Below are 23,970 nucleotides of genomic sequence, written 5' to 3'. Positions count from 1 at the left end.
CCGCTGTCGGTGCCTGCGCCTAGCATGCGGATCATGTGGCGATGCACAGGTCTGCGATGGGTGTCCGGGGCCCCGGTATGGACCTGGTGGCACCCCCGCCTCGGCGACCGGCGCAGTCCCGTGCGCCTCGGTGACCCGCTGGCGCTCGCCGTGGAGCCGGGCGCGGTACGGCGGTGCACGGGCGTGTGGCGTTCGGGGCGCTGGACCCCGTGCCCGCGGGCCGCGGAGCTCCCCGCGCAGGCTCGCCGCGACCAGTGCGAGCAGTGCGCGGCGCTGGACCGCTCCCGTTCCGTGGCCGCGGACACCCGGCTGGACGACCCGCGGCCCTTCGCGGTGTACCTGGCCTGGTTCGGCCCGGGTCTGGGCAAGGTCGGCATCACCGCGGCCGAGCGGGGCAGCGCACGGCCGCTCGAACAGGCGGCGATCTGCTTCACGTTCCTCGGCCGCGGCCCCTTGATGGCCGCGCGCCGCGCCGAGTCGGTCCTCGGGACGGCGCTGGGCATCCCGGACCGGGTGTCGACGTCCGCCAAGCGTGCCGCCCGCGCCGCGCTGCCGCCCGCGGCCGCGCGGGAGTCCGGGCTGCGGGCGCTGCACGAGGCGGCGGCCGCGGTCCCCGACTGGCGGGACACACTGGCGGCCACCGCGTTCCAACCCGTCGACCATGCGGCGGTGTTCGGCCTGGAGCCCGACGCGCCGCGGGCGACCGCCGCGGTGACCGGGCTCGCTCCGGGGACCGCCCTGGACGGCACCGTCGTGGCCGTGGCCGGAGGGGACGTCTACCTCCGCACCGCCGGACCGGCCGGCGGTGTCCTGCTGCTCGACTCCCGCCTGGTGCCGGGATGGCCGCTGACCTCGCCGGCGCGGGGCATGCCGGCGCCGCCCGCCAAGGCTCTGCCACCGCCCACCGAGCCCCCGCAGCCGCTGTTCTGACGGACCGCCGGCGGCTTGCCGAGGGGCTAGGCGCCGAGCGCCGTGAGCGGATCGTCCAGCACCGGCTGCCAGGCCAGTTCGGCGGCTCCGACGAGGCTGTTGTGGTCCAGGGCGCAGGCGAGCAGCGGGACGCCGCCGCTGCGTCCCCACAGGCTCCGTTCGGCGACCACGGCGCGCAGCCGCTCCGGGTCCGCGTCGAGCAGCCAGCGGTGCAGTCCGCCGAGCAGGATCCGGTCGGGGTTGAGGACGTTGACCAGTCCCGCGAGTCCCTGACCGAGGTGGTCGATGAGGCGGTCGGCGGCGCTGCGCACGGCGGGGTCGTCGTACTCCTCACGGAGCAGGGCGCGGCACTGGTCGGGCAGCGAGCCCTCGGGGCCGGGGATCCGGCCGGCGGCCTCCAGGAAGGCGAGCGGGTCCACCTCGACGTCGAGGCAGCCACGGCTGCCGCAATGGCAGGGCCGTCCCTCGGGGTTTGCGGTGAGGTGACCGACCTCGAGGGCGAGTCCCGCACTGCCGGTGTGGAGCTTGCCGTGCAGGACGAGGGCACCGCCCACGCCGCGGTGGCCGGTGGCGACGACCAGCAGGTGTTCGGCTCCCTGTCCGGCGCCGTGCCGGTGCTCGGCGAGCGCGGCGACGTTGACGTCGTTGCCGACGAAGCACGGCGGCGGCGCCCCGTTGGGGGAGAGGAGGCCGGACCGCTCGATCTGCTCGCGGAGGATGGCCAGCACCGGTGCGCCCGCGGGCCACGCGAGGTGCAGGGGGTTGAGCGCGGCGCCCTCCGGCTCGGCGACGGCGGACGGCACGGCGAGGCCGACGCCCGCGCACGCCCGGCCGGCGGCGCTCAGCAGCTCCGCGCCGGCCTCGACGACGGCGCCGAGGACCCGGGCGGGATCCGCGGGCACGGTCATGGCGACCGGCTTGGACGCGAGGATGTGGCCGCCGAGTCCGACCAGGGCGGCACGGAACCCGTCGGCGTGGATCTGCGCGGCGAGGACGACGGGCCCCTCGGGGTTGACGGCGAGTCGGTGCGAGGGCCGGCCCTGCGCCCCGGCGGGTCCGCCCGGCCGGGTGTCGACACGGATCAGGCGCAGCGCCTCCAGCTCGGCGGCGACGGCCCCCGCGGTCGCCCGCGTCACACCGAGTTCGGCGGTGAGCACGGCGCGGGTGGGCGCGCGCCCGGTGTGCACGAGCGCGAGCGCGGGACCGAGCGCACCGCGGCCCCGCTCCAACCTTGTCCGAGTCTGGGTCACAGTCCTATTCTCACTTTGTGCCGAGCCTAAACAAAATACGGAGCGTACTCACCGGGCAAGATCGCGCAAGTCCACCGTCCCCGCTGCGGAGCCTCCGTGTCGCCCTGACCGCGTTCTTCGCCCTCGACGGATTCGTCTTCGCCGGCTGGGTCGTTCGCATCCCCGCCGTCAAGGAACAGGTCGGCGCGTCGGCGGGGGCCCTCGGTCTGGCGCTGCTCGGCGTGTCGGCGGGAGCGATCGTCACCATGATCCCCGGCGGACGGCTGTGCCGGCGCTTCGGGGCCCGGCGGGTGACCGTCGGCACCGGTGCCGTCCTGTCACTGAGCGTCGCGCTTCCCGCGTTCACCCACTCCCCCGTCACCCTGGGTCTCGTGCTGCTCCTGCTCGGCGTGGGCTTCGGCGGCATGAACGTCGCGATGAACACCGTCGCCGTCGACCTGGTGACCGCACTGCGGCGCCCCATCATGCCCGGTTTCCACGCGGCGTACAGTCTGGGCGGACTGGTCGGGGCGGGTGTCGGCGGACCGCTGGCCGCATGGCTGACGCCGGCCCAGCACCTTGTCGGCGTCGCAGTGTTCGGGCTCGTGGCCACGGTGCTGCTCGGGCGGCTCCTGCTGCGGCACGCGATCCCCCGAACCGTGGAGCGTACGCATCCCGCGGATCCGCCGGCCGCCACGGCGCGGAACGCGCACGGCACCGCGCGTCCCGGCGGCGCCCGGCGGATGGTCGCCGTCTTCGGGCTGATCGCCCTGTGCACCGCGTACGGCGAGGGGGCGCTCGCCGAGTGGGGTCCGCTCCATCTGCAGGAGGACCTGGACACCGGGCCGGCCCTCGCGGCCGCCGGATATGCCGCCGTCGCCCTCGCGATGACCGCCGGGCGGCTCTCCGGCACCGCCCTCCTGCTGCGGCTCGGCCCGACCCGGGCGGTGGTGCTGGGCGGACTGACGGCATGCGCCGGGATGCTGCTGGGCGCCTTCGGTCCGGCGGTCTGGCTCGTCCTGACCGGCTTCGCGCTCACCGGACTCGGGCTCGCCAACGTCTTCCCGGTGGCCATCGGCCGGGCCGGTGCCCTCGGCGGCCCCGGCGGTGTGGCCACCGCCTCCACCCTGGGGTACGCGGGCTTCCTGCTGGGGCCGCCCACCATCGGCTTCCTCGCCGACGGCTTCGGGCTGCCGGTCGCGCTGACCACGGTCGCCGCGCTGGCGGCGGTGGCCGCCGTGGTCGCGCACACGACCCGGCACGCGTCGGCTGCCGCCGGAGTCTGAGACGCCCGTCCGACACCGTCTCGCGGCCCGCAGGGCCCGGCCGGCCTCGGTGCCGCTCGGCCCGGCTGTCGGTGGCGGCTGCCACAATCACCCCATGGAGACAGCCGTGTTCATCGAGGCTCTGCGACGCGACGGCGCACTGCTCGCCGACGCCGCTGAAGCGGCCGGGCTCGACGCCGAGGTGCCGTCCTGCCCGGGCTGGCGCGTGCGCGAACTGGTCCGCCACCAGGGGGCCGTGCACCGCTGGGCGACCCGCTACGTGGCGGAGGGACGCCGACAGCCGGAGCCCATCGAGGCCGAGGCCCCGGCGGACGACGCCTCGCTGCTCCCCTGGTTCCGCGCAGGCCACGAGCGGCTGGTCGCGGCCCTCGATGCGGCACCCGCCGACCTGGAGTGCTGGTACTTCCTCAAGGCGCCCTCCCCGCGGGCCTTCTGGGCGCGGCGCCAGGCGCACGAGACGGCGATCCACCGGGTCGACGCGGAACTGGCCCTGGGCCGGGCTCCGTCCCCGATGGACCCGGGGTTCGCGGCCGACGGAGTCGACGAGTTGCTCGCGGGTTTCCACATCCGGCCGAGAAGCCGGGTCCGCAGCGAGACGCCCAGGACACTCCGCGTGCGCACGACGGACACCGACGCCGAGCGGGACGACTGGCTCGTGCGCATGTCGGCCGATCCCCTGGTCGTCGAGCGGTCCGCGCCGGGCGGGGCGGACTGCACGGTGAGCGGCACCGCCGAGGAGCTCTACCTCACCCTGTGGAACCGGGGCGCGTACGAGAAGCTGCTGGTGACGGGTGATGTCTCCGTGATCGACCTGTGGCGGCGCACAGCCGCGGTCGGCTGATCCGGCGCTCCACGTTCGGGACGGGACCCCGGATCGCCGGCGACGCCGTACGCCTTCAGACCTGCCCGAGCATCCGCTCCAGCACGGCACGCTGCACCGGCTTGACCTCTTCGTGGCGGGCCCGCCCGGCGTCGGTCAGCGCGACCCGCACCCCGCGGCGGTCCTCGCTGCAGATCCCACGGCTCACGAGGCCGTCCTTCTCCAGCCGGCCGACCAGCCGGGAGAGCGCGCTCTGGCTCAGATGCACCCGGTCCGCGAGTTCCTGGACGCGGTAGGTGCATCCACCCTCGTCCGGGTTGCCCTCGGCGAGCAGGTCGAGCACCTCGAAGTCGCTCGCACCCAGTCCGTGCGGGTTCAGCTCACGGTCGAGTTCGCACGCTGTGCGCGCGTGCAGGGAGAGGACCTCCCGCCACCGCTCAACGAGCACATGCTCACTCTTCACGCCGGTCATGGCCGCAGGATAGCAGAAAAACAACACTAGATGTACGCACATTAAATGCGCTTGCATCTGATGCATGTGCATGTAGTGTTCCTCGGCATGACCTCTCCGCACACCGCCGTCCCCGGTACCGACGGGCGCTGGAGCGCCCGGCAGTGGGGGACCCTGCTGGTGCTCTGCGCCGCGCTCTTCCTCGACGCCCTCGACGTCTCGATGGTCGGCGTGGCCCTCCCGTCCATCGCGGACGACCTCGACCTGTCCACGTCGTCGCTGCAGTGGGTGGTCAGCGGCTACATCCTCGGCTACGGGGGTCTGCTGCTGCTCGGCGGCCGCGCCGCCGACCTGCTCGGACGGCGCCGGGTCTTCCTCGTCGCGCTCGGCGTGTTCGCCGCCGCCTCCCTGCTCGGCGGGCTCGTCGACTCCGGTGAACTCCTCGTCGCCAGCCGCTTCGTCAAGGGCCTGAGCGCCGCGTTCACCGCCCCGGCGGGCCTGTCCATCATCACCACGACCTTCGCCGAGGGACCGGTCCGCAACCGCGCCCTCAGCATCTACACCACCTGCGGCGCGACCGGCTTCTCCATGGGCCTTGTCCTGTCCGGCCTGCTCACCGAGGTGGGCTGGCGCTGGACGATGCTGCTGCCCGCGCCCGTCGCGGTCCTGGCCCTCGTGGCCGGCATCAAGCTGATCCCGTCGAGCCCCCGCGAGCGCCACACCGGCCGCGGCTACGACCTGCCCGGGGCCCTCACCGGCACGAGTGCGATGCTGTTGCTGGTCTTCACCGTCGTCGAGGCCCCCGAAGCGGGATGGAGTTCGGCCCGCACCCTGCTCTCCTTCGCCGCCGTCGCCGTCCTCCTGGCCGCCTTCGCCGTGATCGAGCACCGCAGCAGCCACCCCCTCATCCGGCTGGGCATCCTGCGCTCGCCCCACCAGATCCGCGCCAATCTGGGCGGCGCCGCCTTCTTCGGCTCCTATGTGGGCTTCCAGTTCCTCGTCACGCAGTACATGCAGTCGCTGCTCGGCTGGTCGGCGCTGCAGACCGCACTGGCCTTCCTGCCCGCGGGCGCGCTGGTGGCGCTCGCCTCCACACGGATCGGCCCGCTGGTGGACCGCTTCGGGACGCCGCGGGTGATCGCCACCGGATTCACCCTGCTCTTCCTGGGCTACGTGCTCTTCCTGCGCGTCGACCTCAGCCCGAACTTCGCCGTGGTCATCCTGCCGTCCATGCTTCTGCTCGGCGCCGCGTGCGCGCTGGTCTTCCCGTCGCTCAACATCCAGGCCACCAACGGGGTGCGCGACGAGGAGCAGGGCATGGTCTCCGGCCTGCTCAACACCTCTTTCCAGGTGGGTGGCGCCATCTTCCTCGCGGTCGTCACGGCGGCGATCACCGCCGGTTCCGGCGACGGGCCCCCGGCCTCCCCGCAGGCCGTGCTCGACAGCTTCCGGCCCGGCCTGGTCGTGGTCGGCGCGATCGCCCTGGCGGGGCTGCTGATCACCCTCACGGGGCTGCGCCGCAGGGCGTCGTACGGAATCGTGGTCGCCTCCTCCGACGGCCTCGCGCCGGTCGACGAGGAGCGCAAGGTCCCGGTGCGGGACTGACCGGCCCGCCGTCCGGGGCCCGCGCGGACCACCGTCCGCGCGGGCCCTTCGGCTCAGCCGAGCCAGCCGGGCCGCACCAGGCCGGACTCGTAGGCGAGGACGACGAGCTGGGCCCGGTCCCGGGCGCCGAGCTTCACCATCGTGCGGCTGACGTGCGTCTTGGCGGTGAGCGGGCTCACCACCAGCCGGCGCGCGATCTCCTCGTTGGACAGGCCGATCCCGACCAGGGCCATCACCTCGCGCTCCCGCTCGGTGAGCCGCTCCAGTCCCGCGGCGGCCGAGGGTTCCTTGGACCGCGCGGCGAACTCGGCGATGAGCCGCCGGGTCACGCCGGGCGACAGCAGCGCGTCGCCGTCCACCACCGCCCTTACGGCACGCACCAGTTCCTCCGGCTCGGTGTCCTTGACCAGGAAGCCGGAGGCACCCGCCCGGATGGCCTCGAAGACATACTCGTCGAGCTCGAACGTGGTGAGGATGACGACCTTGACCTCGCTCAGCGCGGCGTCCTCGGTGATCCGCCGGGTGGCCTCGAGGCCGTCCATGACCGGCATGCGGATGTCCATCAGCACCGCGTCCGGGGTGAGTTCGCGGACCAGGCCCAGCGCCTGGGCGCCGTCGGACGCCTCCCCCACGACCTCGATGTCGGGCTGGGCGTCCAGCAGGGCGGCGAAGCCCGCCCGCACCAGCATCTGGTCGTCGGCGAGCAGTACCCGGGTCATGGGTTCTCCTTGTCGGGGACGGACGCCGCCGCGGCGCGGGTGGTGAGCGGCAGAAGGGCCAGGACGCGGAAACCTCCGTCGGCGCGGGGCCCTGCCTCGACCGTGCCGCCGAGCGCCGCCGCACGCTCACGCATCCCGAGCAGCCCGTTGCCACCGCCGTCCGGGTCGTGGGCGTGGTCCGCGCCGGTGGTGGCGGGACCGTCGTCGTCGACCCGCAGTTCGACCGCGCCCCTGCGGCTGGTGATGCGTACGCGGGCGGTACGCGAGCCGGAGTGGCGGATGATGTTGGTCAGCGCCTCCTGGACGATGCGGAAGGCCGCCAGGTCCACGCCGGGCGGCAGGGCTCCGGCGCGGCCGTCGCGGGTGATGTCGACGGCCAGTCCCGCGCCCGCCGCCTGTTCGAGCAGTTCGGGCAGCCGGTCCAGGCCCGGGGCGGGCGAGCGCGGGGCCTCCCCGGGACCGCGCAGGGTGCCCAGCACCTGGCGCACCTCGCCGAGGGCCTCCTTGCTGGCGGCCTTGATGGTCGTCAGCGCCTGCCGGGCCTGCTCGGGGCGTTCGTCCATGAGGGCGAGTGCCACCCCCGCCTGCACGTTGATGACGGAGATGCTGTGGGCCAGGACGTCGTGCAGCTCGCGGGCGATGCGCAGCCGCTCCTCGTCGGCGCGGCGCCGCTCGGCCTCGGCCCGCTCCCGGCGCTCGCGGACGAACTGCTCCCGGCGCAGCCGCCACAGCTCCGCGACGGCGAGGATCGCCAGCAGCCAGGCGGCGGCCCCCGACACCTGGGCCCACGAGGCGGCACTGTCCCCCGGGGGCGGCAGCCAGCGGTACAGCCACACGGTGATGAGCAGGTAGGCCGTGTAGAGGGCGCCGGCGACGACCAGGACGGCTCTGCGGCGACCTGCGGCCACGGCCGTGAAGTAGGCGGCGACGATGCTGAGGAAGACGGGCCCGTACGGGTAACCGGCGGCGACGTACACGAGCGTCACGGCCGAGACGGCGGCCGCGACGGCGACGGGCGCGCGCCGGCGCCACAGGAGCAGCACGGGCCCGGCGAGCAGCAGCGCGTACCCGAAGTGGTCGGGGGTGACCCGGCCCCCCGCGTTGTGCGAGGCGGCCGTGCTCCCGACCACCTGGACGACGGCGATGACCAGCGACGAGACCCAGGGGCGGCGCAGGCGCCCGGCGCCGTGACCGCTGTCGGGCCCGTGTCGGCGCCACGGCGGCCCCCATGTCGGACGGCCTCCCGGTGTCACGTCGTCGGTCATGCGGCCACGCTAGACCGGGGCACGGCGGGTCGGCGTCCGGCCGGCGGGGTGACCGCGTCTACTCCCCGTGGAGTACGTGCCCACGGCGGAGCCCCGTCTGGTGCGCGAGGCCCGCGACGGCATGGTCGAAGAAGTCGTCGCGCGCCTCGACCACGTTGTTGAACTGGCCGAACACCTCGAAGCTCACGAGCCCGAAGAGCTGTGCCCAGGCGGACACGAAGGCCGGGATCACCGGTGGCGGCAGGTCGCCGTCCAGGTCCTTGCTGAGCCGCCACGCGTCGGCGTGGACGGCCTCGGACAGCGTGGCGTCGGCCGGGGGCACGGCGAGCGCGCCGGTGGTGTGGGCCTCCTCGGCCACGGCGAGGAGCGCGAGCCCGACCCGGGACGCGGGTCCGATCGTGTCGAGCGGGGCGGAGTAGCCGGGCACGGGAGAGCCGTAGATGAGGGCGTACTCGTGCGGATGGGCGAGGGCCCAGCGGCGCACGGCCCGGCAGACCTCGCTCCAGCGCTCCACGGGGTCGGTGCCGCCCGCACGGGCGAGGGCCTCCTCCGCGGCGGCGCCCACGGCGTCGTAGGCGTCGACGATGAGGGCGGTGAGCAAATCGTCCCGGCTGGGGAAGTACCGGTAGAGCGCGGACGAGACCATGCCCAGCTCCCGCGCGACGGCGCGCAGCGAGAGCCTCGTGGCGCCCTCGTCGGCGAGCTGTCGGCGCGCCTCTTCCTTGATGGCCGCGGTCACTTCGTCGCGGGCCCGTTCCCTGGCGGTTCGGATGACGCTCATGGGATCAGTGTAGGCGCGATCGGAGCAACGACCAAGAACGAGAGCAGTGCTCTTGCCATGGAGCGCGAGGGCGTGCACACTGTTCTCAAGCGAGAGCACCGCTCACGGACCGCTTCGGGTCCACGGTTCGCACGCCACGGAGGAGTCCCGATGTCCGAGCACGTCATCAAGCCCGGCTGGTTCACGATCAACGTCTTCAACCGCACGGTGGCCTGGCTGACCCGCCGGGGCCTCAGCGTGTGGGGCTCCCGTGTGCTGGCCGTCCGCGGCCGCAAGAGCGGGGAATGGCGGCGCACCCCCGTCAACCTGCTGGTGGTGAACGGGGAGCGCTACCTCGTGGCGCCCCGCGGGCACGTCCAGTGGACGCACAACATGCGGGCCGCCGGCGGCGGTCGACTGCTGCTGGGCAAGCGGGTCGAGGAGTTCAGCGCGACCGAGGTCGCCGACGACGCCAAGCCCGAGGTGCTGCGTGCCTACCTCAAGCGATGGAAGGCCGAGGTGGGCGTGTTCTTCGGCGGTGTGGGGGCCGGCTCCACCGACGAGGAACTGCGTGCCATAGCCCACAAGCACCCGGTCTTCCGCATCACCGAACTCCGGCCCCTCAGCTGAAGCGGACCTCCACCTTCTCGAATCCCAGCGAGGTCAGCAGCCGTTCCAGCATGGCCCGGGTGTTGGTCTCCGCACGCTTCGTCAGCTCGGTGGAGTTGGCCGCCTGCTGGATCTTCTTGGCGGCGAGTTGCTGGACCTGCTGCTCGTCCCCGGGGTGCGAGGAGAAGAAGTCGCCGAGCCGGTCGAAGAAGCCGCGCTCCTGGGCGACCACGTAGGAACGGTCGGGGTCGAGCGACGCCCGCTCGAGGCGGGCGTGGGGCAGGGTGAGGACCGCGGAGGTCCGGTCCTCGGAGACCGTGACGCCCTTCGGGCCCACCTCGCCGAGGTCCACGTAGGCGTCGACACTGCCGGCCCCCACGTAGAGCGTGCGCCTGCCGCGCACCGCGTCGGGAAGGAACTTCGCGTCCTTCTCCAGGTCGACCACGACCTGGAACTCGCCGCTGGCTCCCTCGAAGCGGCTCATGTCCTGGATCGCCTTGAGCACCACGGGGCCGGTACGGTCCTTGGTCTCCTCGGCGAAGGGGTTGGGCAGACCAGGTATCAGGTCGGCGCGTGCGACCAGAAACAGAAGTCCGCCGAGCACCACCAGCCCGGTGAGCGTACGCACCCACCACGGCAGTCTTCCGTCCACATTCCTCAAGGGCATGACGAGGACACCTCCCACAAGTTGTCTGCCCCTCAACTCCCCCTTTATGGCGTGCCGGAGGGTGTCAACGCAAGATCAATCGGCCCAAGATCGATCGATGTGGGATCAGCCGCGGTCGAAGGACTCCAGTGCGCGACGGGCCAGCGGATGGGTACGGACGAAATCGGCGAGCGAGCTGGATCCGCGGGTGATCTTGGCGAAGGCGTTCCACGCCGGCGGGAGGGTGGTGAGTGCGGCGTGCAGGAGACCGGGGCGCTTCTCGAAGATGCTCAGCATGCGGCGGCCGACGCCCATCTCGACGCCGAGACCGGCCTTGACGGCGAACGCGTAGTTCAGGGCCTGGCGACGCGCGTCCACCGCGTCGTGCGCCTCGGCGATCCGCACCGCCCACTCCCCCGCCAGGCGGCCGGAGCGCAGGGCGAAAGAGATGCCCTCGCGGGTCCACGGCTCCAGCAGTCCGGCCGCGTCACCGCACACCAGCACGCGGCCGCGGGAGAGCGGGGAGTCGTCGGCGCGACACCGGGTGAGATGACCGGAGGAGATGCTCGGTTCGAAGCCGGCCAGACCGAGCCGGCCGACGAAGTCCTCCAGATAGCGCTTGGTGGCGGCGCCGTCGCCGCGCGCCGAGATGACGCCGACGGTCAGGGTGTCGCCCTTGGGGAAGACCCAGCCGTAACTGCCGGGCAGCGGGCCCCAGTCGATGAGCACCCGCCCCGCCCAGTCCTCTGCGACCTCCGCGGGCACCGGGATCTCGGCCTCCAGTCCCAGGTCCACCTGCGCCATCTTGACGCCGACGTGGGCGCCTATCCGGCTGGCCGATCCGTCGGCCCCGACCACGGCCCGGGCGAGGATCGTCTCGCCGTCGTTGAGGACCACCGCGACGGTCCGCCGGTCCGGGACGGAGGTGCCGTGCTGCTCGACCCGGGAGACCGAGGCCCCGGTCCGCAACTGCGCGCCCGCGTCGACGGCCGCGTCCACCAGCCGGGCGTCGAACTCGGGCCGGTTGATCAGCCCGAACAGCATCTGCCGGGAGCGGCGGGTCCGGCCGAGCCGGCCGTTGAGGCTGAAGGTCACCGCGTGCACCCGGTCGCGCAGCGGGAGCTCGAAGCCCGGTGGCAGCGCGTCTCGGGAGGGGCCGATGATGCCTCCGCCGCAGGTCTTGTAGCGGGGCAGTTCGGCCTTCTCCAGCAGGAGCACACGGCGTCCCGCACTCGCCGCGGCGTAGGCCGCCGAGGCCCCGGCCGGTCCGGCACCCACCACGACGACGTCCCACACCGCTGTGTCGTCGACGCCGTCCGCCGAACCGCCGTCCTGCGCCTGGTACTCGCTGCTCACGTGTGCTTCCGCTTCCGTTCGACCCGCCGACTGCCGTCACCCCTGCTCAGCCGCATACTAATCCGCGGGGTGAGCGAGGCGGCCTGTGGCACCATCGAACACGACCACCCGTCCACGAACATCGCGTTCGACGTGTCCCCATCAGGAGCGCCCATGTCCGCCGCACCACTCGCCGCAACCGTCGCCGCTCTGATGCCGCGGGCCCGGACCGAGCTGGCCGAGCTGGTGTCGTACCGCTCGGTCGCGGACCCCCGGCAGTTCCCCAGGAGCGAGTGCGAGCGGGCCGCCGGCTGGATCGCCGACGCGCTGCGCGCGGAGGGCTTCGAGGACGTCGCCCTGCTGGACACCCCGGACGGCACGCAGTCGGTGTACGGCTACCTGCCCGGCCCGGAGGGGGCGCCCACCGTGCTGCTGTACGCCCACTACGACGTGCAGCCGCCCCTGGACGAGGCCGGCTGGCTGTCGCCGCCGTTCGAGCTCACCGAGCGCGACGGCCGCTGGTACGGGCGCGGCGCGGCCGACTGCAAGGGCGGCCTGATCATGCACCTCACCGCCCTGCGCGCGCTGCGCGAGAACGGCGGCGTCCCGGTCGGCGTGAAGATCATCGCCGAGGGTTCGGAGGAGCAGGGCACCGGCGGCCTGGAGCGCTACGCGGAGGAGCACCCGGAGTTGCTCGCCGCGGACGCCATCGTCATCGGCGACTCCGGCAACTTCCGCGTCGGCCTGCCGACCGTCACCGCGACCCTGCGCGGCATGGCGCTGGTCGACGTCAAGGTGACCACCCTGGAGGGCAATCTCCACTCCGGCCAGTTCGGCGGCGCCGCACCGGACGCGCTGGCCGCCCTGGTCCGCATCCTGCACACGCTGCACGACGACTCCGGCGCCTCCAACGTGACCGGTCTCACTACCGACGCGGCCTGGGACGGGCTGCAGTACGAGGAGGGTGCCTTCCGCGCCGACGCCAAGGTGCTCGACGGCGTCGGCCTGATGGGCACGGGGACTGTCGCCGACCGCCTCTGGGCCCGCCCGTCGGTCACCGTCATCGGCATCGACGCCCCTCCGGTCGTCGGCGCCACGCCGTCCGTGCAGGCCGTCGCGGGCGCGAAGGTCAGCCTGCGGGTCCCGCCGGGCGTGGACGCCCAGCAGGCGGCCAAGCTGCTGATCGCCCACCTGGAGGCGGCAGCCCCCTGGGGCGCCCGGGTGGAGGTCACCCAGGTCGGCAGCGGCCAGCCGTTCCGCGCGGACACCTCCAGCCCGGCGTACGCCTCCATGGCGGAGGCGATGCACGCCGCCTACGGCACGGAGATGGAGATCGCCGGCATGGGCGGCTCGATCCCGCTGTGCAACACCCTGGCGACGCTCTACCCGGACTCGGAGATCCTCCTGATCGGGCTGAGCGAGCCGGAGGCGCAGATCCACGCGGTGAACGAGAGCGTCTCCCCCGAGGAACTGGAGAAGCTCTCGCTCACCGAGGCGCTCTTCCTGCAGAAGTACGCCGCCAAGGCGGTGTGAGCCGGGTGGGCCGGGCCGGCGGCGCGCCCGTCGCCTCTCAGCCGCCCACCGGCACCCCCGCCTCCAGGTTGAGCACGGTGGCCCGCTCGCGTGCCCGCAGCGCCCAGCGCAGCCGGGTGTGCCGGACGGGCGGCAGCATGGAGGCCGCCTCGTCCTCCGTCGCGAAGCGCCAGCCGCGCAGCTCAGCGCCGGGCAGCAGCAGGCGCTCGGCGTCGGCCGCGGGCAGCCGTCCGCCGTCGAAGAGCAGCCGCAGACCGCCGTACCCGGGCGGCAGCGGTGGCTCCCAGTCGACGACCAGGAGCCGGGGCACCACCGGTAGCCGCAGGCCGAGTTCCTCGGCGACCTCCCGCATCCCGGCCCGGGCGGGCGGCTCGCCGGGCTCCACGACCCCGCCGGGGAACTCCCAGCCGGGCTTGTAGGTCGGGTCGACCAGCAGCACCCGGTCGTCCTCGTCGAAGAGCAGGACCCCCGCCGCGAGGGTCTCGGAGGTGGGTTCGGGGGTCTGCACGATGTCGCAGGCGCCCGCGCCCTCCCGTATCGCCTCGGCTATCCGCTCGGCCGTCGCGCGGGGGGTGAGGCCCGCGGTGTCGACGACATGGGCGTCGGCCGTGAGCCAGGGCAGTGCCTCGTGGTAGGCGGGCAGATGGTCCAGGCACCAGGCGCGGATCCCCGCGCTGGCCTCGGTGTCGTCCGGCACGTCGGCGCGCTGGTCGATCCGCTCACGCAGAACCGTTTCCTCTGCGTGCAGCAGCACATGCCGCACGGTGATCCTGCGGGCCGCCAGCCCGCCGAAGATCTCGTCCCGGTACTCCTGCCGCAGCAGGGTCATCGGAACCACCAGCGGTCCCCCGCCCACCTCGGCGAGCAACGCGGCGGCGGTGTCGACGACCAGTCGCCGCCACGCGGGCAGTTCCTGGTAGTCGGAGACCTCGCCCAGCCGCTTCTCCGGGAGCATCAGCCGCAGCCCGCTGCCGATGAGTTCCGGATCGTAGAGCACGCTGCCCGGCAGCAGTTCGAGCAGTTCGCGTGCCGCAGTGGTCTTCCCCGCGCCGAACGTGCCGTTGAGCCAGACGATCACGGTGCCCCCTCTTCCGTAGCCCGGTAGCCCCCTACGAATTGCCCGGATCATCGGCGTCGGCAAACGCGCAGACCCGGCCATCGGCGCATACCGGTGGCTTCGGCACCCGGGAACACGGGAGGTCGGCCCCTGCCGGCTCCCGGGGTCGGACCGGCGATGAACCGCCGCTGCGGCAGCATGAACACCAGCACGGCCGGCAGCGCCACGGGCACCGGGTCAACGGCAGTCCGTCGCCGTCGGAGATGAGGACCGGGGCCCGCGGGAAGCCGTCGCACATCCGGGTCAACCGGCGTGACCAGGGCCGCGAGGGCCGGCCGGCACATCGGCAGGGCGGTCCGCCCGTACTGCGTCCACACCCCGGCGCCGTCCACGACCGCCGCTTGCGGGATCCCCCGCGGCAGCGTCCAAAGGTGGTCGGTCGGCACGATGACGCAGAAGCCGATCCGGAAGGCCACCTGGACGGAGATGGCGGCCCGGCACGAGTCGTACACCGGAATCGACTCGGACATCCGGCAGGGCAGAGGGCGCGATGGAACAGGACGGCCGCATACCGTCCATGACGGCGACCGGCGCCAGGACCGCCCAGCCGAGGGCGAGAAGCCGACGAGCAGCGCCATGACCTCGGCGCCCCGATGCCGGGGCGCACCGCCCAGGCTTCCCGCGCGCGGTTCGGCCGCCGTTCCACGGCCCGCCCGGTCCACGGCGCCCGCACGAGTGCCTCGGCCCCCTCGGCGAGGCGGTCGGGGCGTGCCGTGAGGGCCGCCTTCAGCGGCGGCGCCTCCTTGGTCGGGGAACGCAGGAAGACGGTGCCGACGAACACGCGCGCCGGGCCGTGACCGGTCGCCCCGGAGTTCGGCCGAACGAGTGAACCGCCCCCTCCGGAAACGCCTAGTGGGCGCCGGTCGCGAAGGCCTCCAGCCTTAGTGCCTGCGCCGCGGCGGCGGCGGCGCCGACCAGGCCCGCGTCCGTCCCGAGTACGGCGGGGACGACCTTCACCCCGGACGCGAACGACAGCGTGGCGTACCGGCGCATGTGCGCGCGCAGGGGCTCGAAGAGCAGCGGGCCCGCGCCCGCGACACCGCCGCCGATCACCGCCACGTCGATCTCCACCAGGGTGGCCGTCGCGGCGATGCCCGCCGCCAGCGCCTGCGCCGCGCGGTCGTACGAGGCGAGGGCCAGGGCGTCGCCCTCGCGGGCGGCCCGGGCGACGGCGGCGGCGTCGGACTCCTCGCCGTGGGCCGGCCGCCAGCCGGACTCCAGGGCGCGCCGGACGATGTTGGGCCCGCTGGCCAGGCGCTCCACGCAGCCACGACTGCCGCAGGGGCACACGTCCCCGTCGAGGTCGACGCTGATGTGCCCGATGTGCCCGGCGTTGCCCGTCGGGCCGGGGTGGAGCTTGCCGCCGAGGACGAGACCGCCGCCCACGCCGGTCGACACCACCATGCACAGGGCGTTGTCGTGCCCGCGGGCCGCGCCCTGCCAGTGCTCCGCCGCGGTGATCGCGATGCCGTCGCCGGTGAGCACGACCGGCAGCCCGCCGACCCGCTCGCCGACCTGGGCGACCACCGGGAAGTCCCGCCAGCCGGCGATGTTGACCGGGCTCACGGTGCCGCGCGAGGCGTCGATCGGTCCGGCGCTGCCGATGCCCACGGCGACGACCCGCGGCCAGTCCGCGGACTCCCGCAGCCCGGCCAGCACCTCCGCGAGCGATCCCATCACCGTCATCGCGTCCCGGTCGGCCGGCGTCGGGCGCTGCACGCGTACGAGCAACTCGCCGCGGGCGTCCACCAGGGCACCCGCGATCTTGGTGCCGCCGATGTCCACGGCGGCGATCAGCGGACCCGCACCGACGGCACCCGACGGCGGGACGATGGACTCGGCAGAGCTCTCGAACGGCATGGGCGTAGTGTCGCCCTTTGTTGACAACGTTGTCCAGCCCATAGGATCACGCCGTGACCGATATTCCGCGCACCGCCCGCCCCACCATGAAGGATGTCGCGGCCCGGGCCGGTGTCGGCCTGAAGACGGTATCGCGTGTCGTCAACGAGGAACCGGGCGTCACCGAGGACACGATCTCGCGTGTCCAGGCGGCCATCGACGCCCTCGGATTCCGCCGCAACGACAGCGCGCGGCTGCTCCGCAAGGGCCGTACGGCCAGCATCGGGCTGGTCCTCGAGGACCTCGCCGACCCCTTCTACTCTCCGCTCAGCCGCGCTGTGGAGGACCTGGCACGGGCCCACTCGACGCTGCTGTTCACCGGGTCGAGCGCCGAGGACGCCGACCGCGAGCAGGAACTGGTGCTCGCGTTCTGCGCCCGGCGTGTCGACGGGCTGGTCATCGTTCCCGCCAGCGAGGACCACCGCTACCTGGAGCCGGAGATCGCGGCGGGCGTCGCGACCGTCTTCGTCGACCGCCCCGCCGGCGGAATCGACGCGGACGTGGTCCTCAGCGACAACGCCGGGGGCACCCGCGAGGGCGTCGCCCACCTCATCGCCCACGGGCACCGGCGCATCGGCTTCATCGGCGACCTCCCCCGCATCCACACCGCCGCCGAGCGTCTGCGGGGCTACCGGGAGGCGATGGACGACGCCGGGCTCCCGGTGCACGCGAACTGGGTCTCCTGCGGTCCCACGGCCCCCGGCCGTGTCCGCGCCGCCGTGGAGTCCATGCTCAGCGGCCCCGAGCCGGTCACCGCCCTGTTCGCGGGCAACAACCGGATCACCGTGACCGCGGTGCGGGTCCTCGCCGACCTGCCCAGCGTGGTCGCACTCGTCGGCTTCGACGACTTCGAGCTCGCCGACCTGCTGCGTCCCGCGGTCACCGTCGTCGCCCAGGACCCCGGACAGCTCGGTCGCACCGCGGCCGGACTGCTCTTCCAGCGGCTCGACGGCGTCGCGGGCGCCCCCAAGCGCGTCGAGCTCGCCTGCCGGCTGATCCCGCGCGGTTCCGGCGAGCTCCCGCCGGTGCCGTAGCGGCCCGGCGCCCCCTCAGGACGGTTCCCCCCGACCAGCCCGCAGGTGAAACCGAGGACCTCCCGGGCGCCGCGCCGGGTCCGGCTCGGCGACGGCCAGGTCGCCGAGCACCCGCAGGAACCGGGCGCGGTCTCGGGGCGGTAGCTCGCGCAGCGCCCACCCGGCGTGCTCCGCCGTCCGCGCCGCGACCCCGGGGGCGACCTCGTCGTTCCCGCAGGTGTCGAGGGAGTGGACGACGTCCACGACCACGCCGGCGCCTACGGGCCCGAGCGGGTCGGTGTCCGTCGCCGGGGCGCCGTGGCCGGCCGGGTGGCGCGGGCTCGCCGGGCCCGGCCCGTCAGCAGGCATGTGCCGTGGCGGTGAAGGTCAGCGTGATGAGGGGGCCCGGTCCGCCGTCGTACGCGACCGTCACCGTCCATCCGCCCTTGCCGAGGTTGACGTACGTACCGCCACCGGGGCTCTTCTCCCGGCGCCACTCCGTCCACCCGTGCTCACCCAGGACCGCGGCGACGGAGTCGTACTCCCGCTCGCCCGCCCCCTCGGCGGCCGCCCAGGCGAACATGCACTGCTCGCTGGGCCGGTCGGACTCGTCGTCGACCACCACGGCCAGGCCCATCACGGTGTTCTCCGCCCTGCGCACGCCGGCCTGTTCCGCCGCCGCGTCGAGCTCCGCCTCCACCGCGGCGCGGCTCAGCGGAACCGAGCCGGCCGGCACGGCACTTGCCGGCCCCGCCACCAGCCCGGCGACCACGGCGACGGCACCGGCCCTGAGCATCACGCGCGTCACCGGTGAGTGGGCCGCCGGTTCCCGGCCTATCTCTTCCACCACCACACCCTCCCATGACGGACCGACAACCGGCGTGCGTCAGGCGACCGTTGACACCCCGGCCCCTGAAACGATTCGACACCGGCCATGCCGCTCACCGACCTGCCGCTGGACGAACTGCGCCGCTACGCACCGGAGATCGCCGAGCCCGGGGACTTCGACGCCTTCTGGGCCAAGACGCTGGCCACCGCCCGCGAGGCGGGCGCCGACCCGGCGGAGTACCGCAGGGTCGACTCGCCGCTGGCCACGGTCGAGGTGTTCGACGTGCGCTTCCCCGGCTGGGGAGGCCAGCCGGTCGCGGCCTGGCTGCTGCTGCCCCGCGGCGCGCAGCGCCCGCTGCCCGGGGTCGTCACGTACATCGGCTACGGCGGCGGGCGCGGGCTGCACCACGAGAACCTGCTGTGGAGCGCCGCGGGCTACGCCCACCTGGTCGTCGACTCCCGCGGCCAGGGCCACGACACGCCGGACCCCGACCCGATGCCGGGTCCGCAGTACGTCGGCGGGTTCATGACCCGCGGCGCGGAAGACCCCGAGCACTACTACTACCGCCGCCTGATGACCGACTGCGTGCGCGCCGTGGACGCGCTGCGCGCGCACCCGGCGGTCGACGCGCGGCGGGTCGTGGTCTCCGGCGGCAGCCAGGGCGGCGGGCTCGCCCTCGCGGTGGCCGGACTGGCCCGCGAGGCCGTCGCGGCGGCCCTGGTCGACGTGCCGTTCCTCTGTCACTTCCGGCGGGGCGCCGAGACCGCCGCCGAGGGCCCGTATCCGGAGCTCGCCCAGTACCTCGGCGTCCATCGGCGCATCGACCCCGAACGGCTCTTCGGCACCCTCGACTACTTCGACGGCGTCCACTTCGCCCCGCGCGCCACCGCGCCGGCGCTGTTCAGCGTGGGTCTGATGGACCCCGTCTGCCCGCCGTCGACGGTGTTCGCGGCCTACAACCGCTACGCGGGGCCCAAGGACCTCACGGTGTGGCGGTTCGGCGACCACGGCGGCGGGCGCGACTCCCAGCCGTACGAGCAGATGCTGTGGCTGCGCGGCCTCGGCATCGCCCCGGCGGCGGACCGGTAGCCGCCGCTCACCCCGGTCGGCGCGCTCAGGAGCAGGACGGGCACAGGCCGCGGTAGGTGACCTCGGCCTCGGAGACAGCGAAGCCGAACCGCTCCTCGGCGGGAAGGTCGGCCAGCGGGTCGCCGGTCGGGTGGACGTCGCGCACGGTGCCGCACCCGGAGCACACCAGGTGCTGGTGCGGACGGTGCGCGTTGGGGTCGTAGCGCTTGGCGCGGCCGTCGGTGGAGACCTCCACGACCTCACCGAGGGAGACCAGTTCGCCCAGCGTGTTGTAGACCGTCGCCCGGGAGATCTCGGGCAGCAGCCGTGCGGCGCGGGCGTGCACCTCGTCGGCGGTGAGGTGCACGTGGTCGCCGTCGAGGACCTCCGCGACGACACGCCGCTGGGACGTCATGCGCCAGCCGCGCCCGCGCAGTCGCTCCAGCAGGTCGCTCATGTCTGCTCACCCGTTCAGCTCGGTGGACGTCCGGAATTCACCCCGTGGACGCGTCCGGGTTCTGATTGCATATGGAATTGACGCTCTTCTTGACTTGGACTGCGTCCATCGTAGGATCGGTTCCGGCGCCCAGCCAAGGGACAGGAAGACTCCAGTACGGCAGAAGAGAGAGACGTGACGGGACCACCGCCGTGCAGCCGCGCGGTGCCGCCTGGGTATCCCGGGCGCCCGCGTCGCACTGCCGTCGCCGGCCCCGCGCCCTTTTTCGCTGTCATGCCGCCGGTGAGGCCCCCGTGCGCTCACCGCGGCGGCCCCCGCCCGAACGCGTCCGACGGCCCGCAGTCCTGAGCACCGTGATCCGCCAGGTCCGGAAGGATTCCCATGTCTGAGAACCATGAAGCAATCGTCACAGACCCCAAGACGGAGGGTGTGAACGGTTGCCCCGTCGCGCACGGGCGCGCCCCGCACCCGACCCAGGGCGGCGGAAACCGGCAGTGGTGGCCGGAACGGCTGAACCTGAAGATCCTCGCCAAGAACCCGGCGGTGGCGAACCCGCTCGGTGAGGACTTCGACTACGCCGAGGCGTTCAAGGCCCTCGACCTCGCGGCCGTGAAGCAGGACATCCTCCAGGTCCTGACGACCTCTCAGGACTGGTGGCCGGCGGACTTCGGCCACTACGGCCCGTTCATGATCCGCATGGCGTGGCACAGCGCGGGCACCTACCGCATCAGCGACGGCCGCGGCGGCGCCGGCGCCGGCCAGCAGCGCTTCGCGCCGCTCAACAGCTGGCCGGACAACGGCAACCTCGACAAGGCCCGCCGTCTGCTGTGGCCGGTCAAGAAGAAGTACGGCCAGAGCATCTCGTGGGCCGACCTCATGATCCTCACCGGCAACGTCGCGCTGGAGTCGATGGGCTTCGAGACCTTCGGCTTCGCCGGCGGCCGCGAGGACGTCTGGGAGCCGGAGGAGGACGTCTACTGGGGCCCCGAGTCCACCTGGCTCGGCGACCAGCGCTACACCGGCGACCGCCAGCTGGAGAGCCCGCTCGGCGCCGTCCAGATGGGCCTGATCTACGTCAACCCGGAGGGCCCCAACGGCAACCCGGACCCGATCGCCGCCGCGCGCGACATCCGTGAGACCTTCCGCCGGATGGCGATGAACGACGAGGAGACCGTCGCCCTCATCGCCGGCGGCCACACCTTCGGCAAGACGCACGGCGCCGGCCCGGCCGACAACGTGGGCGCCGATCCCGAGGCCGCCTCGATGGAGGAGCAGGGCCTCGGCTGGCGGAGCACCTACCGCACGGGCAAGGGCGCGGACGCGATCACCAGCGGTCTCGAGGTCACCTGGACCAGCACCCCGACCCAGTGGGGCATGGGCTTCTTCGAGAACCTCTTCCGCTACGAGTGGGAGCTGACGACCAGCCCCGCCGGCGCCAACCAGTGGGTGGCGAAGGACGGCGCGGGCGCGGGCACCATCCCCGACGCGCACGACTCCGCCAAGAGCCACGCCCCGACGATGCTGACCACGGACCTCTCGCTCCGGTTCGACCCGGTCTACGAGCAGATCTCGCGTCGCTTCCTGGAGAACCCCGACGAGTTCGCGGACGCCTTTGCCCGCGCGTGGTTCAAGCTGACCCACCGCGACATGGGCCCGGTCGTGCGCTACCTCGGTTCCGAGGTCCCGTCCGAGACCCTGCTGTGGCAGGACCCGCTGCCCGCGCGGACGCACGAGGTGGTCGACGCCGCCGACGTCGCCGCCCTCAAGCAGCAGGTCCTTGCCTCGGGCCTCACCGTGTCGCAGTTGGTGTCCACCGCGTGGGCGTCCGCCTCGTCCTTCCGCGGCAGCGACAAGCGCGGTGGCGCCAACGGCGCCCGTCTGCGCCTGGAGCCGCAGCGCGGCTGGGAGGTCAACGAGCCCGACCAGCTCGCCGTGGTGCTGCGCACCCTGGAGGGCATCCAGGAGTCCTTCAACGCGGCGCAGTCCGGTGACAAGCGGATCTCGCTCGCCGACCTGATCGTGCTGGCCGGTTCCGCCGCGGTCGAGAAGGCCGCCGCGGACGGCGGTCACCGTGTCGAGGTGCCCTTCACTCCGGGTCGTGTGGACGCCGCGCAGGACCAGACGGACGTCGAGTCCTTCTCGGCGCTCGAGCCGGCCGCCGACGGGTTCCGCAACTACCTCGGCAAGGGCAACCGCCTGCCGGCCGAGTACCTGCTGCTCGACCGGGCCAACCTGCTGACCCTCAGCGCCCCCGAGATGACGGTCCTCGTCGGCGGCCTGCGCGTCCTGGGCGCGAACCACGGGCAGTCCTCGCACGGCGCCTTCACCACGACCCCCGGGTCGCTGAGCAACGACTTCTTCGTCAACCTGCTCGACCTGGGCACGTCCTGGAAGGCGACCTCCGAGGACCAGTCCACCTTCGAGGGCCGTGACAACGTCACGGGCGAGGTCAAGTGGACCGGCACCCGTGCCGACCTCGTCTTCGGCTCCAACTCCGAACTGCGCGCGCTCGCGGAGGTCTACGCGAGCGACGACGCGAAGGCGAAGTTCGTGAACGACTTCGTCGCGGCGTGGGCGAAGGTCATGGACCTCGACCGGTTCGACCTCGTCTGACCGTCCGCCTCACCGGGACGTCCGGGCCGGCCCCCGCGGGGGCCGGCCCGGACGTCTTCGCGCAGGGGGTGCGTCAGACGGCGGCGGGCCGGCCCGCGAGGGCGTCGAGGCCGGCGCGGGTCAGCCCCGTGGCGGCGGCGACCTCCGCGAAGTCCAGGGCTCCGCAGTCGAGTCCGCGCAGCAGGTGGCCGCTCAGGGCCCGGGCGGTGGCGGGTTCGTCCAGGACGTCGCCGCCCGCCTTGGCGACGTACGCCGCGAGCCGGGCCGCCGCCGCGTCGAGGCCCTCGCGGTAGAAGGCGTAGACCGCCGCGTAGCGCGTGGGCAGTTGGGCGGGGTGCATGTCCCACCCCTGGTAGTACGCGCGGGCCAGCGAGCGCCGGACCAGGCCGTAGTGCAGCCGCCACGCCTCGTGGACGCGGGGGCCCGGGCCGACGGGCAGCACATTGGTGGAGCCGTCGGAGAGCCGCACGCCCGTGCCGGCGGCGGCGACCTGCATGACGGCCTTGGCGTGGTCGGCGACCGGGTGGTCCATGGACTGGTACGCCGGGCTGACCCCGCAGGCGGCGCTGTAGTCGAAGGTCCCGTAGTGCAGGCCCGTGACGCGGCCCTCGGCGGCGTCGATCAGCCGGGCCACCGTGGCCGTCCCGTCGGGCCCCAGGACGGACTGCGTGGTCTCGATCTGGATCTCGAACCCGAGGCGCCCGGCCGGGAGTCCGCGTGCCTTCTCGAACTCCTCGGCGAGCCGGACGAACGCCGCCACCTGCTGGGGGAAGGTGACCTTGGGCAGGGTCAGCACCAGGCCGCCGGGCAGCCCGCCGGCCTCCATCAGGCCGGTGAGGAAGACGTCCAGGGTGCGGATGCCGCGGTCGCGCACGGCGGCCTCCATGCCTTTCATGCGGATGCCGACGTACGGGGGCGCGGTGCCGTCCGCGACCGCGCCGGCCACGATCCGGGCGGCGCGCGCGGCCGCCGCGTCCTCCTCGGCGTCGGGCCGGGGGCCGTACCCGTCCTCGAAGTCGATCCGCAGGTCCTCGACCGGTTCGCGCCGCAGCTTGGCGCGCACGCGGTCGTGGACGGGCGCGGCGAGTTCGGACGGCAGGCCCAGCACCTCGGCGAGCCGCTCCGCGTCGGGGGCGTGCTCGTCGAGGGCCGCGAGCGCCCGGTCGCCCCAGGTGCGCACGGTGTCGGCGGCGAGGGCGTCGGCGGGGACGTAGACGGTGTGCACGGGCTGCCGGGAGCCAAGATCCCCGGGGTAGCGGCGGGCGAGTTCGGCGTCGACGGCGGCGAGCGAGGCGCCGATGTCCTGCCGTACCGCGTCGCCGAGCGATGTGCGGACCGTCTCGTTCTGCGCCATCTGGCACCCTCCCGATCTTCAACAAATCGTTGAAGTGAAGCTAACGCCCTGCCCTTCGCAGCGTCAACGACCCGTGGGAACGCCGGGAGCCCCGTGGTACCGGTGGGGGCGTCACGGGGCTCCGGTGCGTGTACCGCCGGTCGGCGGCATCGCCGGGGTCAGCCCTTGCGGGCGGTGACCTCCTCGGTCAGCTGCGGCACCACCGCGAACAGGTCACCGACCACGCCGTAATCGACCAGCTCGAAGATCGGCGCCTCCGGGTCCTTGTTGACCGCCACGATCGTCTTCGACGTCTGCATCCCCGCACGGTGCTGGATCGCACCCGAGATACCCGCCGCCACATACAACTGCGGCGACACCGACTTACCCGTCTGACCCACCTGATTGGTGTGCGGATACCACCCCGCATCCACCGCCGCACGCGACGCACCC

General features: G+C 73.5%; 23 protein-coding genes. 9 read left to right on the top strand and 14 right to left on the bottom strand.

Annotated elements, in window-relative coordinates:
• Window positions 1-33 precede the first annotated feature (33 nt).
• Window positions 34-930 (top strand): DUF2797 domain-containing protein, encoded by an 897-nt coding sequence (locus tag B085_RS44415; protein ID WP_158689863.1) that lies wholly within the window; start codon window positions 34-36, stop codon window positions 928-930.
• 26 nt (window positions 931-956) lie between these two features.
• Here the strand turns inward: B085_RS44415 and B085_RS0131880 are convergent, their stop codons facing one another.
• Window positions 957-2,180: an ROK family protein gene (locus B085_RS0131880; RefSeq protein WP_026251661.1), complete on the bottom strand. Its 1,224-nt coding sequence runs from the start codon at window positions 2,178-2,180 to the stop codon at window positions 957-959.
• Between the two features lie 17 nt (window positions 2,181-2,197).
• Here B085_RS0131880 and B085_RS0131875 point away from each other — a divergent pair, with 17 nt between their 5' ends.
• Together B085_RS0131875 and B085_RS0131870 are read left to right on the top strand one after the other, a co-directional pair.
• A complete protein-coding gene (locus B085_RS0131875; protein WP_026251660.1) occupies window positions 2,198-3,445 on the top strand; it encodes an MFS transporter in 1,248 nt (415 codons plus the stop codon).
• 94 nt (window positions 3,446-3,539) lie between these two features.
• Window positions 3,540-4,286, top strand: coding sequence for a maleylpyruvate isomerase family mycothiol-dependent enzyme (locus B085_RS0131870; protein ID WP_026251659.1), 747 nt, complete (start codon window positions 3,540-3,542; stop codon window positions 4,284-4,286).
• Window positions 4,287-4,341: 55 nt separating this feature from the next.
• On the opposite strand, the gene B085_RS0131865 is transcribed toward B085_RS0131870, so the two are convergent.
• Entirely contained in the window at window positions 4,342-4,737 is a 396-nt protein-coding gene (locus B085_RS0131865; protein WP_018562668.1) for a MarR family winged helix-turn-helix transcriptional regulator, read from the bottom strand.
• 87 nt (window positions 4,738-4,824) lie between these two features.
• Here B085_RS0131865 and B085_RS0131860 point away from each other — a divergent pair, with 87 nt between their 5' ends.
• Window positions 4,825-6,321, top strand: a complete 1,497-nt coding sequence (locus tag B085_RS0131860; protein ID WP_026251658.1) for an MFS transporter — start codon at window positions 4,825-4,827, stop codon at window positions 6,319-6,321.
• 53 nt (window positions 6,322-6,374) lie between these two features.
• Here B085_RS0131860 and B085_RS0131855 read toward each other — a convergent pair whose 3' ends face one another.
• From B085_RS0131855 to B085_RS0131845, 3 genes are read right to left on the bottom strand one after another with little or no spacing between them, the layout of a single operon-like run.
• Window positions 6,375-7,040, bottom strand: a complete 666-nt coding sequence (locus B085_RS0131855) for a response regulator (RefSeq protein ID WP_018562666.1) — start codon at window positions 7,038-7,040, stop codon at window positions 6,375-6,377.
• Window positions 7,037-8,305: a sensor histidine kinase gene (locus tag B085_RS0131850; RefSeq protein ID WP_018562665.1), complete on the bottom strand. Its 1,269-nt coding sequence runs from the start codon at window positions 8,303-8,305 to the stop codon at window positions 7,037-7,039. Before B085_RS0131850 ends, B085_RS0131855 begins: the two co-directional genes overlap by 4 nt.
• Window positions 8,306-8,363: 58 nt before the next feature.
• Window positions 8,364-9,086, bottom strand: a complete 723-nt coding sequence (locus tag B085_RS0131845) for a TetR/AcrR family transcriptional regulator (protein WP_018562664.1) — start codon at window positions 9,084-9,086, stop codon at window positions 8,364-8,366.
• A gap of 150 nt (window positions 9,087-9,236) precedes the next feature.
• Here B085_RS0131845 and B085_RS0131840 point away from each other — a divergent pair, with 150 nt between their 5' ends.
• Window positions 9,237-9,695: a nitroreductase family deazaflavin-dependent oxidoreductase gene (locus B085_RS0131840; RefSeq protein ID WP_018562663.1), complete on the top strand. Its 459-nt coding sequence runs from the start codon at window positions 9,237-9,239 to the stop codon at window positions 9,693-9,695.
• On the opposite strand, the gene B085_RS0131835 is transcribed toward B085_RS0131840, so the two are convergent.
• Window positions 9,688-10,341 (bottom strand): DUF4230 domain-containing protein, encoded by a 654-nt coding sequence (locus tag B085_RS0131835; protein WP_026251657.1) that lies wholly within the window; start codon window positions 10,339-10,341, stop codon window positions 9,688-9,690. The two genes, B085_RS0131840 and B085_RS0131835, sit on opposite strands and share 8 nt — an antisense overlap.
• Before the next feature lie 105 nt (window positions 10,342-10,446).
• Window positions 10,447-11,676, bottom strand: coding sequence for a geranylgeranyl reductase family protein (locus B085_RS0131830; RefSeq protein WP_018562661.1), 1,230 nt, complete (start codon window positions 11,674-11,676; stop codon window positions 10,447-10,449).
• 153 nt (window positions 11,677-11,829) lie between these two features.
• Between B085_RS0131830 and B085_RS0131825 the strand changes: the two genes are divergently transcribed.
• Entirely contained in the window at window positions 11,830-13,188 is a 1,359-nt protein-coding gene (locus tag B085_RS0131825) for a dipeptidase (protein WP_018562660.1), read from the top strand.
• 37 nt (window positions 13,189-13,225) lie between these two features.
• On the opposite strand, the gene B085_RS0131820 is transcribed toward B085_RS0131825, so the two are convergent.
• Together B085_RS0131820 and B085_RS0131810 are read right to left on the bottom strand one after the other, a co-directional pair.
• Window positions 13,226-14,266 carry an NUDIX hydrolase gene (locus tag B085_RS0131820; protein ID WP_018562659.1) on the bottom strand — a complete coding sequence of 347 codons (1,041 nt, stop codon included), beginning with the start codon at window positions 14,264-14,266 and terminating at the stop codon, window positions 13,226-13,228.
• An 888-nt stretch (window positions 14,267-15,154) separates the two neighbouring features.
• Entirely contained in the window at window positions 15,155-16,165 is a 1,011-nt protein-coding gene (locus B085_RS0131810; RefSeq protein ID WP_018562658.1) for an ROK family protein, read from the bottom strand.
• An 86-nt stretch (window positions 16,166-16,251) separates the two neighbouring features.
• On the opposite strand from B085_RS0131810, the gene B085_RS0131805 reads away from it, so the two are divergent.
• Window positions 16,252-17,238: a LacI family DNA-binding transcriptional regulator gene (locus B085_RS0131805; protein ID WP_018562657.1), complete on the top strand. Its 987-nt coding sequence runs from the start codon at window positions 16,252-16,254 to the stop codon at window positions 17,236-17,238.
• Between the two features lie 15 nt (window positions 17,239-17,253).
• Here B085_RS0131805 and B085_RS44405 read toward each other — a convergent pair whose 3' ends face one another.
• Window positions 17,254-17,586: a hypothetical protein gene (locus B085_RS44405; protein ID WP_063741113.1), complete on the bottom strand. Its 333-nt coding sequence runs from the start codon at window positions 17,584-17,586 to the stop codon at window positions 17,254-17,256.
• Entirely contained in the window at window positions 17,576-18,067 is a 492-nt protein-coding gene (locus tag B085_RS0131795; RefSeq protein ID WP_158689862.1) for a hypothetical protein, read from the bottom strand. Before B085_RS0131795 ends, B085_RS44405 begins: the two co-directional genes overlap by 11 nt.
• A gap of 84 nt (window positions 18,068-18,151) precedes the next feature.
• Between B085_RS0131795 and B085_RS0131790 the strand changes: the two genes are divergently transcribed.
• Window positions 18,152-19,135, top strand: coding sequence for an acetylxylan esterase (locus B085_RS0131790; RefSeq protein ID WP_018562654.1), 984 nt, complete (start codon window positions 18,152-18,154; stop codon window positions 19,133-19,135).
• Between the two features lie 25 nt (window positions 19,136-19,160).
• Here B085_RS0131790 and B085_RS0131785 read toward each other — a convergent pair whose 3' ends face one another.
• On the bottom strand, window positions 19,161-19,571 hold the full coding sequence (locus tag B085_RS0131785; RefSeq protein WP_018562653.1) for a Fur family transcriptional regulator: 411 nt from the start codon (window positions 19,569-19,571) through the stop codon (window positions 19,161-19,163).
• A gap of 381 nt (window positions 19,572-19,952) precedes the next feature.
• On the opposite strand from B085_RS0131785, the gene katG reads away from it, so the two are divergent.
• Window positions 19,953-22,184, top strand: coding sequence for a catalase/peroxidase HPI (gene katG, locus B085_RS0131780; RefSeq protein ID WP_026251654.1), 2,232 nt, complete (start codon window positions 19,953-19,955; stop codon window positions 22,182-22,184).
• 73 nt (window positions 22,185-22,257) lie between these two features.
• Here katG and B085_RS0131775 read toward each other — a convergent pair whose 3' ends face one another.
• A complete protein-coding gene (locus B085_RS0131775) occupies window positions 22,258-23,538 on the bottom strand; it encodes a DUF6986 family protein (protein ID WP_018562651.1) in 1,281 nt (426 codons plus the stop codon).
• Between the two features lie 158 nt (window positions 23,539-23,696).
• A partial coding sequence (locus B085_RS47625; RefSeq protein ID WP_161275774.1) for an electron transfer flavoprotein subunit alpha/FixB family protein occupies window positions 23,697-23,970 on the bottom strand: 274 nt, incomplete at its 5' end.

This window comes from Streptomyces sp. BoleA5 (assembly GCF_000373665.1).
Taxonomy (GTDB): domain Bacteria; phylum Actinomycetota; class Actinomycetes; order Streptomycetales; family Streptomycetaceae; genus Actinacidiphila.
This window is presented reverse-complemented; position numbering and strand designations above follow the sequence as displayed.

Coding starts and splice junctions, on each gene's coding strand:
- B085_RS44415 (WP_158689863.1), top strand. CDS start 34: ATGTGGCGATGCACAGGTCTGCGATGGGTGTCCGGGGCCCCGGTATGG.
- B085_RS0131870 (WP_026251659.1), top strand. CDS start 3,540: ATGGAGACAGCCGTGTTCATCGAGGCTCTGCGACGCGACGGCGCACTG.
- B085_RS0131865 (WP_018562668.1), bottom strand. CDS start 4,737: ATGACCGGCGTGAAGAGTGAGCATGTGCTCGTTGAGCGGTGGCGGGAG.
- B085_RS0131860 (WP_026251658.1), top strand. CDS start 4,825: ATGACCTCTCCGCACACCGCCGTCCCCGGTACCGACGGGCGCTGGAGC.
- B085_RS0131855 (WP_018562666.1), bottom strand. CDS start 7,040: ATGACCCGGGTACTGCTCGCCGACGACCAGATGCTGGTGCGGGCGGGC.
- B085_RS0131850 (WP_018562665.1), bottom strand. CDS start 8,305: ATGACCGACGACGTGACACCGGGAGGCCGTCCGACATGGGGGCCGCCG.
- B085_RS0131845 (WP_018562664.1), bottom strand. CDS start 9,086: ATGAGCGTCATCCGAACCGCCAGGGAACGGGCCCGCGACGAAGTGACC.
- B085_RS0131840 (WP_018562663.1), top strand. CDS start 9,237: ATGTCCGAGCACGTCATCAAGCCCGGCTGGTTCACGATCAACGTCTTC.
- B085_RS0131835 (WP_026251657.1), bottom strand. CDS start 10,341: ATGCCCTTGAGGAATGTGGACGGAAGACTGCCGTGGTGGGTGCGTACG.
- B085_RS0131825 (WP_018562660.1), top strand. CDS start 11,830: ATGTCCGCCGCACCACTCGCCGCAACCGTCGCCGCTCTGATGCCGCGG.
- B085_RS0131810 (WP_018562658.1), bottom strand. CDS start 16,165: ATGCCGTTCGAGAGCTCTGCCGAGTCCATCGTCCCGCCGTCGGGTGCC.
- B085_RS0131805 (WP_018562657.1), top strand. CDS start 16,252: ATGAAGGATGTCGCGGCCCGGGCCGGTGTCGGCCTGAAGACGGTATCG.
- B085_RS44405 (WP_063741113.1), bottom strand. CDS start 17,586: ATGCCTGCTGACGGGCCGGGCCCGGCGAGCCCGCGCCACCCGGCCGGC.
- B085_RS0131790 (WP_018562654.1), top strand. CDS start 18,152: ATGCCGCTCACCGACCTGCCGCTGGACGAACTGCGCCGCTACGCACCG.
- B085_RS0131785 (WP_018562653.1), bottom strand. CDS start 19,571: ATGAGCGACCTGCTGGAGCGACTGCGCGGGCGCGGCTGGCGCATGACG.
- katG (WP_026251654.1), top strand. CDS start 19,953: ATGTCTGAGAACCATGAAGCAATCGTCACAGACCCCAAGACGGAGGGT.
- B085_RS0131775 (WP_018562651.1), bottom strand. CDS start 23,538: ATGGCGCAGAACGAGACGGTCCGCACATCGCTCGGCGACGCGGTACGG.